This window comes from Parabacteroides sp. HGS0025 (assembly GCF_000969845.1).
GTDB lineage: Bacteria > Bacteroidota > Bacteroidia > Bacteroidales > Tannerellaceae > Parabacteroides > Parabacteroides gordonii.
Window position 1 is genome coordinate 3,973,496 of the sequence record NZ_KQ033902.1, and the last position, 14,942, is coordinate 3,988,437.

Below are 14,942 nucleotides of genomic sequence, written 5' to 3' on the forward strand. Positions count from 1 at the left end.
CAGAAAGGATCTGCCAACCTTTTTTATTCATTTATCTGTTTTATGATTTCATCCAGCTGCTGCCCCAACCGCTCTATCTCCTGGTCGTACGCATCCGTTTCCTCTTCTACGATCTTTGCTGTCACCTTATACATATCAAGACGAACCCGGCAATAGTCCAGCAATAAGTTGGAGTACTTTACATATTCGGAAGGGATATCTTCTATCGCAACCACTGTTTTCAATAAATCCATATTTTCCTGTAACTTAGGTATGCTGACCGTTTCAATATACTCTATTACTTGCTTCTTCGGCTTATCATCCAGTATATCATAGACATGGAGACCTAAAGCATCGTTCCGGTCGAACTGTTCCATCTTCGCATTATATTGATCCATATCCCAGTCTTTTTCACCGAGCCAAAGGCCACCTATCAGTACGGCAACAGAGATCAAACAGCAAACAGCCCCTATCCCGGTAGCGCGCCAGTTTGAATAGAAAGCTCCGTTCCCCGCTTTATGAGCCTTCAGTTCCTTTCCCTGCAACTTTTCTACGATATAATAAATGATAGCGGTATAGATAGTCGGGAACAAGGCATTCGGAACTTTATCCAAATCGGACTCCGGTATCACGAAAATACATCCGAAAAGGAGAAATGTAGTAATAATACCGATTACCAGTGCGTTAAATCCCTGCCGCTCATGCCCCAGGGTTATACAGTTCTTCCGTATCAGAATACCGGCGGCAAAAGGGCCACCGAAAAAGGTCGCTACAGCTATCGCATTCTGCGAATAGAGTTTGTTGTTTTCTTCCATATAAGACTATCGTTTAAAGTAGAGTTCCAATAATAACACTTGTTGTTACCGTTATTGAATATCATTAACTGAACGTAGCCAAAGATATAAAACTATTTACGAAATGCCGGCCTATTCGGTATAATACTTTTTCCCGTTTCATTTTTTATTCCCACATTTGTGCTTCAAACAAGTCGTTTTATCCAGTAACTAAATACATTATATTATGATAGAAGCACCGGAAGCCCTGTATATCTCGGAACAAATGAATCAGACGATCAAAGGGAAAAAGATCACTTTCGTCAGTGCGGGATATACTCCGCACAAGTTTACCTGGTATTATGGTGATCCGGCCGGCTATCCGGATAAGCTCCTGAATAAGACTATCGGAGAAGCACATGCCTACGGGGGATTGATAGAGATCGATATAGAAGACGTAAGGCTTCTTTTCGGAGACGGGATGAATATCCGCTATTACGCTCCGGGGGAAAAGATACCGGAGAAGCATCAGCTGCTTATCGCCTTTGAAGATGAAAGCTGCATCATGGGATCGGTGCGCATGTACGGAGCAGTCATGTGTTTTCCGGAGAACAACTTCGAATGCAACTTCAGTTCCTACAGGGAAGGAGCCCGTACGAAACCGCAGGTTCTGTCCGAAGCATTCGATAAGGCTTATTTTTTCAGCCTTATCAACAGTGAGGAGAAGCAGAAGAAAACGGCCAAAGCGTTCCTCGCCACCGAGCAAACAATCCCGGGATTAGGGAACGGAGTCTTGCAAGACATCCTGTTCCATGCCCGCATTCATCCCAAGACACGTATCAACGCCTTGACAGAGAAACAAAAAGAGACGTTGTTTGATTGCGTAAAGAGTACCTTGCAGGATATATACCGGGCCGGTGGCCGTAACACCGAGACAGACCTGTTCGGGAATAAAGGGCGCTACATCCCTGTCCTATCGAAAGACACAGGCGGCAAACCTTGCCCGGTCTGCGGAGAAGCGATCCGGAAGGAAAACTATATGGGAGGTAGTATATATTACTGTTTTGAATGTCAGAAACAGATTTAGCCGTAAGGCTCCATGTCTTCACATACCCAGTCGGAGCTGTGTTCGATGGTATAACGTAATTTTTCGGGTTCCTGACGAGTATCAAAGAACATAGCGATTTTAACTGCACCATCTTCAATCCAGTAAACGATCTTAAGATTCGGATGCTGAACAAACGTTCGAAAGCACTGGGGATAATCCGTAACAGTCGGCTCTATATACCCTATACCAGGATAACAGGTTATAGTCTTAAGGTTATCTTTAATCGAAAGATAAACCTTTTGAGCTACAGACAAACCATACATTGTTTTATAATAAGTTTTCAACTCTTGGGTTTGTCCTTTAGCCAGAGGAGAAACTATTAATTTCAGTCTTTTCATCGATCCAACTCAAATTCTTTATCCATTTCTGCAAAAAACTCATCTCCATCAATCATCCTCCCGTTCCTATCATCCTCCAGAACCTGATCGATCAGACTACGAAAATGCTCTACCGAATGGATCTTTAAACTTTCAGGAGATGAGAACTGCATCCGTTGCCCCTGCTGATAAGAGAACAACTGATCTTCGAGTGTAATCAGCAGTTCCTCATCCTCTATTTGGCTGATCTGTTTAATAAGGTCTTCCCGGCGTCTGTTTATTGAATTGATTGACATAATGCTTAAGTATTAACGTGACCTCACAAAGATAGAAATAATATTACTCGATATCATATTTGTCCGGATCAATTTGTATGTTTGCAGTATGAAATGGAAATATTCTTTTATTGTATTATTATCAGCCCTGGTTGCCTGCAACGGTACGGAAACCAAAGAAAGCGATGGCTCTAACCAGACATTGGAAACAATCTTCAACCGGAAAAGTGTACGTAAATACACGGAACGTCCGGTAGAGAAAGAGAAACTGGAAACGCTGGTTCGCGCCGGCATGGCTGCACCCTCCTCCAGAGACCGCCGTCCCTGGGAATTCGTTATTATCACGGATCGGGATTTGCTGGATAAAATGGGAGATGGATTGCCACTGGCACGCATGCTGAAAGAAACCAAGCAAGCTATTATCGTTTGCGGAGATACCGTTAAGTCGGAGAACGCCTGGCAACTGGACTGCTCCGCCGCAGCCCAAAACATATTGCTGGCCGCCGAATCGATGGGACTGGGTGCCGTATGGACGGCAGCTTATCCATACCCCGAACGAATGAAGATAATCCAGGATGCTTTACAACTACCAGAGCATATCCTTCCGCTCACGGTGATCCCGCTCGGCTATCCTACGGGCATCGAGAAGCCGAAAGATAAGTACAACAAGAAACAGATACATTATAACGGCTGGTAAAAACAGAACAGGTGTTGCAAGAACGAGTCTTACAACACCTGCTTTTTATTCATCCTTTAGTTCCGGGAGAAATCAGAATCCCGCATGTTCCTCCTTGTTGACCGACTGGTCTGAGTCGCGTTTCTTCTCACCGCTATACATCCACTCTATCTCGTCTTCGTAAGTCTTACCGTCTTTCACCACGACAGTCTTTACTATATTCTTTCCGTTCTCCAGGGTAACATGATCTATTATATAATGTACGGGAGTATATCCTTCGCGGATGCCGGACAGCTCCTTACCGTTCAGATACACCTTCGGCGTTCCGATATTTGAATAGACAGTTACGGATGTCTCTTTCTTCTCACGATCCCAGTTACGGCGTTGCGTCAGGAAAAGAACCGGATCTTTGCTCCAGTTGGCTTTATACCAGAAATAAGAATCCTTCTTCACCTTACGGTCGAAAGTAACCAGCCCTTTCATGTTACGGGCCGGAACACCTCCACGTACCCACAACGGAGCACAGAAATCGAACGTATTCCAAAGGTAAGAGGCGATAATATACGGATGTGCCGCAATCACGCTCCACTGGTATTCGTGCGTCTTGGTCTGGAATGCCTCGGGATAGAACTCCTTCGTCCAGTTCAGCGCTTCACCCAGATACTCCGTCTGATGGTTCAGGTTAGCATCTGCACCGTATTCGGTAAGCATAAGTTTCTGGTGAGGATATTCTTTCTCCAGATTCTCCACCCAGGGTTTAATGTCCTGTATCTTCTTTTCGTACCAGCCGAAGTAACGGTTCATTCCCTGGATATCGGCAACCAGATTCACCGGATGCTCCATATGCCCGTAGCCGTTGACCGAAACGGTATAACGATCCGGATCTTCCGTCTTGGCCAGGTCGTGCAAAGACTGTGTCAGCTCTCTGGTATACTGGTGCGGCTGATATACTTCGTTATGCAATCCCCATACATAGATGGAAGGATGATTAAAGCTCTGGCGGATCATTTCGCGCAACTGGTTACGGCAATTCTCCGCTTCCTCTCCGCTGACACGGTTGACAAAGGGTATTTCCGCCCAGATGATCAATCCCAGGCTATCGCAACGAGAGTACAGATAGTCGGACTGCTGGTAATGGGCAAAACGGACGGTAGTTGCACCGACATCCATAATGGTCGCCAAATCGAAATCATGGTTCTCATTCTTCAAGGCACTGCCCAGCCCCCACCAATCCTGATGGCGGGTAACGCCATACATCGGGTATTTCTCCCCGTTCAGATAGAAACCTTTCCCGGCAACGATCTCGTACTTGCGCAATCCCAGCGGCTGCACCATTTCGTCGATCACTCTCCCGTCTTTAATCAGGCGGCTGACCACCTTATACAGATAAGGATTCTCGCGTCCCTGCCACAAGGTAGGATTTTTGATCGTGAAGGAAGACTCATAAGCCTGCTCACCCTGCGCGCTCAGTTCGAAAGACCGGCTTTGCGTCGCGATCTGCTTCCCTTCCTGATTATAAATAGTATTCTGCAAAGTGACAGGGGCAGGCTGCAACGTTCCGTTATCCAGCTTCACCTTCACGTTGACATCGGCCTGTTTCTTAGATACATTCTTCTGGGTCACATAAACACCCGGAGAGGCACAATCGGTTACAGATATATTATAAGGCTCGGTAACGATCAGCCATACCGGACGATAGATACCACCATATACACCAAACAAGTTATGATTGATAGGGATAACATCCGGACGCGATTTATTATCCGCCTTCACGATGATTTCGTTCTCCTCCCCCGCTTTCAGCAACGGGCTGATCTCGCAGGCAAAGGCGGAGTAGCCACCTTTATGAGAGGTCGCCAACATCCCGTTCACAAACACTTCTGCGCAGGAGCCGACTCCTTCGAAACGCAGGAAGACACGCTTACCCTTCAGTTCGGTCGGGAAGAAATATTGTTTCTTATAATAGGCTGCCCCTTCGTAAAAGTTGTCAGCCTGCACCTGCATATCTTTTGCATTCCAGGTATGAGGGATTTCAACTTCCGACCAACCGCTGTCCCACTTACGGGCATTAACGGCCAGTTCTTTTTCCGCCGGGGCCTTTTTAAATGACCAACCGGAGTTGAAGGACTCTACGCTCCGGCCTTCCGCCCGCATGGTAACCAGACTCAGGCAGGCAAATAATAAGGTTAAACTCAATACTCGTTTATTCATGATATGTTAATTATTATGCTGCAAATATACGCCAGTCTTACTTACCCTATTAATAAAATCATCTCAATACCGATCAGGATTGTCTCTATTCACCGGTAAAAAACAACTATAAGAGGCGAAACAAGCCGTTAAATGCCAGTCGGCACCTATCCGGGATGCAACCGGCGGAAGGAAAGAAAAAATAAAAAAGGTGCCCGACAGAGATACAATATGTGCCGAGAGTAAGTATCTTTGGTGCCGAGAGTAAGATTGTCCGACGGGTGTCGAACAGCTGTTCGACCCTTGTCAGACAGCTGTTCGACCTCCGTCAGACAGCTGTCCCACAGGGGTCGGACAAACATTTTGTGCCGAGGTAGGCAAGATTACCTCGTCTATCGTTGAAGATTAGTTCGGCTACTGTTGAAGATCAGCTCGGGATGATGAAGAATATAACCGGGATATCCCACTTAAACAATACAGCCTATGTCAGCCACTTATAACCTATTTAAGAATCCGGGGAAGGGAGACAACCTCCATGCCCGCCAGGTAAACCAATATACCATACGCATCGACGAGCTTTGCGACGAGATCTCCGAAATCAGCGCTTTCTCCTCTTCGGATGTGAAGGGAATGCTGGAAGCGTTGAAGAACCGCATCGCCTCCCATCTCAAATACGGGGCTATCGTCGAACTGGAAGGACTGGGAACGTTCAACGCCTCATTGAAGTGCCCGCCCTTATCCAGTGAGAAGCAAATCACCCCTCATCTGGTGAAATTCAGCAAAGTAGTCTTTCGCTGCTCCAAGGAGTTGAAAAATGAGTTGCGACAGATGAAGCTGGAACGGGCAAACGAGCCCAGCCGCCTGAAAGGATACACGGAAGAGAAGCGGAAAGCCAATATATTGAATTACCTGAAACAGAATAAGACGATCTCCAGCTTTACGTGCCGCTCCATCAACGGTTGCTCGAAATACATCGCGTTGAAAGATCTCCGGACTTTACTAACCGAAGGGAAAATCATTCGTTTGGGCTACCGTTCCAATGCGCAATACGGCCTGCAAGAGAAGGGGGAATGAGTATGAGATTCATTGGCAGGCTGGTTTTATTCCTTACACTATCCTTATTCTTCGTTTCTGTATCCGGCAGGAATGAAAGGCCTTTCTTTTTCTCGCATCTCGGAGTGGAAGACGGTCTTTCGCAAGTTTCCGTTCTCAATATCTTCCAGGACTCGGAGGGATATATTTGGTTCGGGACGCGAAACGGGGCTAACCGGTATGACGGTTACGAGTTTAAGATCTATCAGAACGAGGTGAACAACCAGGCGTCGATCAGCGACAATTACATCCGTTCCATCAACGAGGATAGCCAAAAGAATATCTGGGTGGGGACGTCCAACGGCATGAACTGCATCGATTACAAGACCAAAAAGATCACCCGGTTCTATCCGCAGATCATCAACCCCGACATAAGTACGAATGCGGTACACCGCTTCTTCAAGCATTCGGACGGCCACTTATACGCATTCACGACACGAAGCATGCTGAAATGTTCTCCGGATAAGACAGTGGAATACATGCCTTATCTCACCGAGGTGGAATCGCCCATCTACGCAATCGTGCAGGATGAGCAGGAAGACATCTACATCGGAACGGAAGAAAGCGGGCTTTATATATTCTCGTCCGACTGGAAACTGAAACATCATTTCCCGGCTGACAGTAGCAGCAACCGGGAAACACTTCCGACTAGTACAATTACTGTATTATTGGCGTCTGCCAATAATACTTTCATCGGTACCGATGAAAACGGCGTTTGTGTGTATAATAAAGAAAAGCAGTCATTCAAACGCCTCAACACCAGCAACTCCGGGTTAAACAACAACTCGGTACGCACAATGCTCCCCCTCAATAAAGACTCCATCCTGATCGGGACATTCAGAGGCCTGAACATCCTCAACACAACCGACATGCATATCTCTCCCATCGAGATGAATATGGACGAAGAGGGAAGCCTGAGCCATTATTCGATCCACAGCATGCTGATCGACCGGGATCAGACCTTATGGGTCGGCACTTATTCCGCCGGAGTCAATTACCACAGCCCTTTCTATAAGCCGGTGTCTTTCATCACTCCGGAAGCCTTCACCGGAATTATCGGTAAAGGCGGTGAAGATGAGAACGGGAAGATGTGGTTTGCCACCGAAGGAGGCGGCCTCCTGTTCTACGACCCGCTAAACGGTAAACAGCAACTATACCCGATCAAGCCGTTGCATGAAGGGAACTATGAGATCAATATTATCAAATCGATCCTGATTAAAGGGGACTCCATCTTTTGTTCCACTCATTTCGGCTCCGTCTACCTGTTCTCTATCAAAAGCAAGCAGTTCAGGCTGTTGTATGATTTCAAGCATAATGACATCATGACCTTATACCTGGATAGCAGGCAACGCCTGTGGATACCGACTTTTACTCCGTATCAAACGGTTCTGGTAGATGGGAAGAATTATATAAACATGTTCGACATCAACGGCGAGCAGCAGCAGTTGAAAGGTATCAACGCCATCAACGAGATAGAACCGAACGTCTTCCTGCTCGGCGGTTACAACGACAGTCTCTATCTGTACGACATGAATAAGCAGGCGATGCAGAACATCAGCGTACGGCTTCGCAGTAAAGATAAGAACCAACGGCTGGGAACAATCGCCTATATCCTCAAGGATTACGAGGACGAGCTTTGGATCGCTACCACAAAAGGCGGCTTGTTCCGGTTGGACAAGAACCTCGAGCTGGTGAAGAATTACCAGAAAGAAGACGGCTTATCCGCCAGTTATATCACTTCCATCTCAATCGACCGGAAAGGGGATATATGGGTTGTCACCGGAAACGAGTTATATAAGTTAAACCGCTTCTACGACAAGTTTAATCAAGTCAAACCGGTCGATTCACCCACCCAGGAGTTCACGCTTTATGCCGGCGACTGTATCTCGTCGGACGGTACGCTCTATTTTCCCGGCAACCGGGGCATCTTGTCGATAAACCCGCAGAAGATGACTACGAACCCAAATTCCCCACCTATTTATATTACTTCTTTAGTAGTAAACAACCCGGGGAACTCGTCCGACAAGAATGAACAGAATACAATATTATACCCTTCGGAATACGAAGATAAAATCACGTTGGACGCCGACCAGGGCAGCATAACGATACGGTATACCGCCATTAATTACGTGCATTCCGAGGAGAACTCCTACGCATACATGCTAGAAGGAGCCGACCAGAGCTGGCACCAGATCGGAAACCGCCGGGAAGCCTACTACAGTAACCTCCGCCCCGGCAAATATATTTTCCGGGTAAAGGCCTCCAATAACGACGGAGTCTGGAACCCGCAGGAAGCGACCTTGCATATCACCGTCGACCCTCCGTTCTACCAGACCTGGTGGGCATACCTCACCTACCTGGTTATCATTTCGTTGATCATCATGCGCATCGTGCAGCAACAGCACCGCAAGCATGAACGGGAACGGGAAGAGAAATACAAACAGCTGGAACAGGATAAGATGAATGAATTGCATGAAGAACGGATGCGCATGTTCACGAACTTCTCCCATGAGCTGCGGACACCGCTTACATTAATCATCAACCCGCTGAATGATCTCCTCCAGCGTGTCACCTTCTCACCGGAAGTGAAAGAGGCCTTGCAGATGATCAAAAAGAATACCGGACGGATGTTACTGCTGGTCAACAACCTGATGGATATCCAGCGGTATGAGGCCGGGAAATCGATCCTGCAAAAGACGCGGTTCAACTTCTCCTCATTCATCCGTGAAATGTACCACTCGTTCGAAAGCGTGGCTCATAACCGGGATATCCGGTTCACTTTGGAAAATGAATTGCCCGAGCTTTACTTCACGTGCTATGATGAGGCGGAGATAGAGAAAGTCTTTTTCAATCTGCTATCCAATGCCTTCAAATTCACTCCGGCGAATGGCAGTGTCACGATCCGTATCAAACGGATCTCCCAGAGTCAGTGCGAAATGTTGCCGATGTTCCCCGAACAGCAAGCCTCGACCCTGATCGAGTCGTCGTATCTGTTGATAGAGATCGTCGACACGGGCAAAGGGCTGAACAAAGAGGAAGCCGAAAAGATATTCGAACCCTTCTACCGGGCCGAGGAAGATATACACAAACAGGTGGCAGGTACGGGGATCGGCCTCAGCCTGACCCGCTCTATCGTCCTGCAACACCAGGGATGCATCTGGACGGATAGCTCCGAAGAAAAAGGCACCGACTTCCTGATCCTTCTCCCGGACACAGAAAAGCAGGATATAAAGAAGGAAGAGGAAACCGTGAACCCGCATTCGTCCGAGATCAGCAAAAAGGTTGCCCTCCTGGTGGAAGAAACGGAAGCCCGCAACAAACAAACCGTCCTGCTTGTAGACGATAACCAGGAAGTGCTGCAATACCTGGAACAGCAACTACAACCCGACTACATCGTCATGAAAGCCATCAACGGCAAAGATGCGCTGGAACAGCTGGAAGGAACCTTCCCGAATATCGTGATCAGCGACGTGATGATGCCGGAAATGAACGGGCTCGAGCTATGCAAACGGATCAAGGAAAGCCAGGATTTCTGCCATATACCGGTTATCTTGCTAACAGCCAAGTCGATGGTGTCGCAGATTGAAGAGGGGCTGGAAGCCGGAGCGGACGATTACATCGTGAAACCGTTCCAGGTATCTCTGCTGAAAGCACGCATCAGAAACCTGCTCTCGCTGCGGGAGAAGATGAAAATCATTTACGGCGAATCACTGACCCTCCGTAACCTGGGTGTAGAGGAGCCGGAAGAAGACAACGACTTCCTGACGCAATATATAGATATCGTGAAGGCAAATATCTCGAACCAGGAGCTGGATGTCTCGGTCATCTACCAGGCGTTGGGCATGAGCCGTGCGAACTTCTACCGGAAAGTGAAAGCGGTTACCGGGCTCTCCCCCATCGAACTGATCAAGAATATCCGTCTGGAAGCAGGAGCTAAATTGCTGAAAGAGTCGAATATGAACGTCTCCGAGATCGCCCAACACATCGGTTTCAGCAGCAGGTCTTACTTCGCGCGCAGCTTTAAAGCGGTTTACGGCATGTCGCCCACAGAGTATCAGGAGAAATGAGACGTTTGTACTCGCATTTGGGATGATCGTGTTTTTCCATGAGTCTGTTCTTTTATTCATTTGATTATGCTTATTAATCTAATATAAAAGAACAGATTTATGGATTTTAAATTAATGCCGCTTAAACACATTGCCGCAGCAATGATGCTTGGTTTCGTAACAATCTCTTCATGGGCCGCACCTGTACCGGCCGAAAAACCATCCGGCCTCGACCGGGCAGAAGTACTTTCCGTAGCCCGTAAGGTCGCAGACTGGCAGGTCAAGGAATTTCCCAACAACCCATATGCAGTCAAGGAACCCAAAGGCTGGATAGCCGGAGCGCTTTACCTGGGGATGTACGACTGGGCCGAACTCAGCGGAGAGGAAGGATACTTCAACTGGCTGAAGAAAGTGTTCAACCGCCAGTACTGGCAGGCAGCCGACCGTATGTACCATGCCGACGACGTGTGTGTCTCGCAGACCTATATCGATATGTACAATAAATATAAGGAAGAGAAAATGTTGCTTCCCACCCTGGCACGTATCGACTGGGTTATCAACAACCCTTCCAAAGGCGGCCTGGATATAGATTACAGCAAACCGCTCTCCTACGAACGATGGTCGTGGTGCGATGCGCTCTTTATGGCTCCGGGAGTGTACACCCGCCTGTACACGCTCACCGGAAATAAAAAGTATATGATTTTCTCCGATGCCGAATTCAAAGCCACCTATAACCACTTATATGATAAAGAAGAACACCTCTTCTTCCGTGACAGCCGCTATTTCAACCAGAAGGAAGCGAACGGTAAGAAAGTGTTCTGGGGACGAGGCAACGGCTGGGTGATCGGCGGACTGGCAGAAATACTGAAAACACTGCCGGAGAACGACACCGAATACCGCCCTTTCTACCAACAACTGTTCTGCGAACTGAGCGAACGCCTGGCCGGACTTCAAAACAAAGACGGCTTCTGGCATGCCAGCCTTTTAGATCCCGACAGCTATCCCTCTCCTGAAACCAGTGCCACCGGATTTATCGTCTACGGACTGGCCTACGGTGTCAACCAGGGTTATCTCCCGGCAGACAAATATCTCCCCGTAATCGAAAAAGGATGGAAGGCGCTTGTCTCCGCCGTCGAACCGGACGGAAAGCTGGGTTGGGTACAACCGGTCGGAGCCGATCCTAAAAAAGTAACCCGGGATATGACGGAACTTTACGGCACCGGGGCACTCCTAATGGCAGCAGTGGAAATCTACAAGCTATCGGAATAATTTTATAGAAATTACATGTTTTTTAGCGTATTGGGACGATAATACATCCTTTTGAGACGATTTTGTCCGCACACATAACGCGTATTTCATTCTTTTGACACAAAAAATCAAAATAGCCATCTGGTTAATTACTTAAATTGTTTAATGCGCAAATAAATTATGAAAAGCATGAGCAGACTACTGGACGGGAACCTGCCTCCCTGTAAAAAGGCAGCAGAACGAAAGAACAGGATTCTTTCTTTATTATTCTTCTTTATGGCGTTTATATCTGTACAGGTATATGCGCAAGACATCAAAATCTCCGGAACAGTTATTTCCGGATCCGACAATTACCCGATCATCGGAGCAAACATTCTTGTAAAAGGTACTACCATCGGAACCATTACAGATGTAGACGGTAATTTCTCATTCGAGGCTCCCAAAGGTTCTACATTAGTTGTATCTTACATTGGTTACCAATCACAGGAAATGCAGGTAAGCGGAAACGCACCGATTAAAATTGTTTTATCCGAAGACTCTGAAAAGCTGGACGAAGTAATCGTTATCGGTTACGGTTCACAGAAAAAGTCGGACATGACAGGCGGTATCGTTGCCGTCGGTAATGAAAAACTTCAGATGGTTTCGACCAACAACCTGATGGATAAACTGGCCGGCCAGGTTCCGGGCTTGAACATCACAATGGAAAAAGCCAACCCTTCGGAAGACCAGGTATTACGCGTTCGTGGTGAAAACTCACTGACGGCCGACAACTCTCCGCTGATCGTTCTGGACGGTATTCCTTACAGTGGTTCACTGGGTGACATCGATCCGGATAATATCGAAAACCTGTCTGTATTAAAGGATGCTTCTTCTGCTGCTATCTACGGTTCACGTGGTGCAAACGGTGTTATCCTGATCCAGACTAAAAAAGGGAAAAAGGGAACAGCAACAGTCAGCTATAAAGGACAGGTAGGTTTCTCTCAGCCGGAACGCCGTGTCGATGTAATGAAGGGCCCGGAATACGTAAAGTTCCTACAGGATCAATGGGCTTATATGAACTATAACGGTGTGATCAAAAATCCGGAAGACATTCTGAACGTAAGTGAAATTGAAAACTGGAGAAACGGTATTGAAACAGACTGGCAGGATCAGATCTTCAGAACTGCTTTGACCAACAGCCACCAGCTCAGTGTATCCGGCGGTACGGAAAAGACTACTTACATGGCTTCTATCTCTCGTTTGAATCAGGAAGGTGTAGTGAAAGACACCGGTATGAAACGTACAAATATCGCCTTGAATATTACACAGCAATTAGGTAACTGGTTGACGATCGGTATGGCAACACAAGCCGTTCAGAAAGAATACGGTGGCATACAGGCCGGTATCTCCGATGCTCTTTGTCAATCTCCTTACGGTCAGCCGTACAACAGCGACGGTTCATTGAACTTCTATCCGATGGATCAGACTTTGCATGCCAACCCGCTGGCTGACTTGGAAGCAACAAGCGATAAAACAGATCGTAACATCTTTATTTCTACTTATGCAGATGCAAAGCTTCCGATAAAAGGATTGAGCTTCCGTACTAACTTCGGTTATAACTACCGCAGCAAATTCGAAGGTTCTTACTACGGACGTAACACCGTGACAGGTAAAGCGAAGAACGGTTCTGCCGCTATCAAGAACCAACACGACTGGGATTATACATGGGAAAATGTATTAAAGTATGAACTTCAGTTGGGCAAGCACAAATTCGATGCAACCGGTTTGTTCAGTATGCAGCAGACATCGCAGGAAATATCCGAACAAAAGGGTACCAGCTTCGTAAATGACGATTCTGAATATCACAACATGGCAGGTGCGGAAGAAAACAAAACCGTTACTTCCGAACTGACTGAAACAGCTATGTTATCTTATATGTTACGTTTGAACTACAATTATGCAAACAGATATTTGTTTACTGCAACAGGTCGTTCGGACGGTTACTCTGCATTCGGTACAAACAATAAATATGCATTCTTCCCGTCTCTTGCCGCTGCATGGAATATCTCTTCCGAAGAGTTCATGGAAAGCACAAACAGCTGGATGGATATGTTAAAGATCCGTTTGTCATGGGGTTCTAACGGTAACCAGGCTATCAAGGCTTACCAGACACTTGACCGCTTGAAACTGACAAACTACATCTGGGGAGATAAAGGAACAACCGTGAACGGCGTGATCTTGTCATACAACTCGATCGGTAACCCTAACCTGAAATGGGAAACTACCCGCACAGTCAATGCCGGTGTCGACTTCAGCTTCTTCAACAGCCGCCTGTCAGGTAGCGTCGATTTCTATGTCTCAAATACTTCTGACCTGTTGATGAGCCGTACGGTTCCTATCATGAACGGTTACAACTCTATCATGGACAACGTAGGTGAAACACGCAACACAGGTATCGAACTGGCCTTGAATTCTGTAAACATGGAAAACAAAGACTTCCGTTGGAGCACCAGCTATAACTTCTCCCTGAACCGTGATAAGATCATCGAACTTCGCGGAGACGGTAAAGACGATATCACAAACAAATGGTTTATCGGCGAACCGGTAAAGGTTTACTATGACTATAATGTAGTAGGAACCTGGCAGGAAGATGATAATTTCCTGAACGCAGACGGAAAAGAAATACAGAAGGGCGCAAAACCCGGACATGCCAAACTGGAAGATGTTGACGGTGACGGTACAATCACAGCCAAAGATAAAAAAATCATCGGTTCCAAATTACCGAGCTTCACCATGTCATTAGGCAATACATTTACATATAAGGATTTCACATTCTCATTCCTGTTGAACGGAGTATTCGGTGCATGGAAGGAAATGATCGATTACAACTTCGACCGTTGGAGCTCCAAATACAACTACATCAGCGGCATGGATTACTGGACTCCGGAAAATCCGACAAACGCTATGACCTCTCCGGGTTATGTTCCTTACGACAAACATTCATTCTACAAAAAGATGAATTATGTACGTATCAAGAATATCACATTAGGCTATAATATTCCGAAGGCAATCCTCACCCCGGTTGGAATCTCTGCTCTGAACGTTAACCTGAGCGTTAACAACCTGTATACATTCAGCAATGTAAAGAATGCGTTAAACTTCGACGGAACAGACTACAATGCCAATATTGTTTCCTGTTACCCGACAGCACGTTCCTTTATGCTGGGCTTAAATCTTATTTTCTAATCTCATAAACAAA

General features: G+C 46.7%; 10 protein-coding genes. 6 read left to right on the forward strand and 4 right to left on the reverse strand.

The window, feature by feature from the left end:
* Positions 1-23 precede the first annotated feature (23 nt).
* Positions 24-794, reverse strand: coding sequence for a hypothetical protein (locus tag HMPREF1212_RS26360; RefSeq protein ID WP_052349823.1), 771 nt, complete (start codon positions 792-794; stop codon positions 24-26).
* A gap of 205 nt (positions 795-999) precedes the next feature.
* Between HMPREF1212_RS26360 and HMPREF1212_RS15515 the strand changes: the two genes are divergently transcribed.
* The gene (locus tag HMPREF1212_RS15515; RefSeq protein ID WP_046149951.1) at positions 1,000-1,839 is read left to right on the forward strand and encodes a formamidopyrimidine-DNA glycosylase; all 840 of its coding nucleotides are present in this window, start codon (positions 1,000-1,002) and stop codon (positions 1,837-1,839) included.
* On the opposite strand, the gene HMPREF1212_RS27190 is transcribed toward HMPREF1212_RS15515, so the two are convergent.
* Together HMPREF1212_RS27190 and HMPREF1212_RS15525 are read right to left on the reverse strand one after the other, a co-directional pair.
* Entirely contained in the window at positions 1,836-2,198 is a 363-nt protein-coding gene (locus tag HMPREF1212_RS27190; RefSeq protein ID WP_198293271.1) for a type II toxin-antitoxin system RelE/ParE family toxin, read from the reverse strand. The genes HMPREF1212_RS15515 and HMPREF1212_RS27190 overlap by 4 nt on opposite strands.
* On the reverse strand, positions 2,195-2,473 hold the full coding sequence (locus HMPREF1212_RS15525; RefSeq protein WP_046149952.1) for a hypothetical protein: 279 nt from the start codon (positions 2,471-2,473) through the stop codon (positions 2,195-2,197). The genes HMPREF1212_RS27190 and HMPREF1212_RS15525 overlap by 4 nt, the downstream gene beginning before the upstream one ends.
* Before the next feature lie 88 nt (positions 2,474-2,561).
* Between HMPREF1212_RS15525 and HMPREF1212_RS15530 the strand changes: the two genes are divergently transcribed.
* The gene (locus HMPREF1212_RS15530; protein ID WP_046150429.1) at positions 2,562-3,149 is read left to right on the forward strand and encodes a nitroreductase family protein; all 588 of its coding nucleotides are present in this window, start codon (positions 2,562-2,564) and stop codon (positions 3,147-3,149) included.
* A gap of 72 nt (positions 3,150-3,221) precedes the next feature.
* Here the strand turns inward: HMPREF1212_RS15530 and HMPREF1212_RS15535 are convergent, their stop codons facing one another.
* On the reverse strand, positions 3,222-5,282 hold the full coding sequence (locus HMPREF1212_RS15535; protein WP_232430150.1) for a glycoside hydrolase family 2 protein: 2,061 nt from the start codon (positions 5,280-5,282) through the stop codon (positions 3,222-3,224).
* Positions 5,283-5,801: 519 nt separating this feature from the next.
* On the opposite strand from HMPREF1212_RS15535, the gene HMPREF1212_RS15540 reads away from it, so the two are divergent.
* From HMPREF1212_RS15540 to HMPREF1212_RS15555, 4 genes are all read left to right on the forward strand, one after another.
* The gene (locus HMPREF1212_RS15540) at positions 5,802-6,392 is read left to right on the forward strand and encodes an HU family DNA-binding protein (RefSeq protein ID WP_046149954.1); all 591 of its coding nucleotides are present in this window, start codon (positions 5,802-5,804) and stop codon (positions 6,390-6,392) included.
* Positions 6,389-10,477 carry a hybrid sensor histidine kinase/response regulator transcription factor gene (locus tag HMPREF1212_RS15545; protein ID WP_232430113.1) on the forward strand — a complete coding sequence of 1,363 codons (4,089 nt, stop codon included), beginning with the start codon at positions 6,389-6,391 and terminating at the stop codon, positions 10,475-10,477. The genes HMPREF1212_RS15540 and HMPREF1212_RS15545 overlap by 4 nt, the downstream gene beginning before the upstream one ends.
* A gap of 99 nt (positions 10,478-10,576) precedes the next feature.
* Complete coding sequence (locus HMPREF1212_RS15550) at positions 10,577-11,725, forward strand: glycoside hydrolase family 88/105 protein (RefSeq protein WP_082099897.1); 1,149 nt, start codon at positions 10,577-10,579, stop codon at positions 11,723-11,725.
* Between the two features lie 168 nt (positions 11,726-11,893).
* A complete protein-coding gene (locus tag HMPREF1212_RS15555; RefSeq protein WP_046150432.1) occupies positions 11,894-14,929 on the forward strand; it encodes a SusC/RagA family TonB-linked outer membrane protein in 3,036 nt (1,011 codons plus the stop codon).
* The last annotated feature ends 13 nt before the right edge of the window (positions 14,930-14,942 follow it).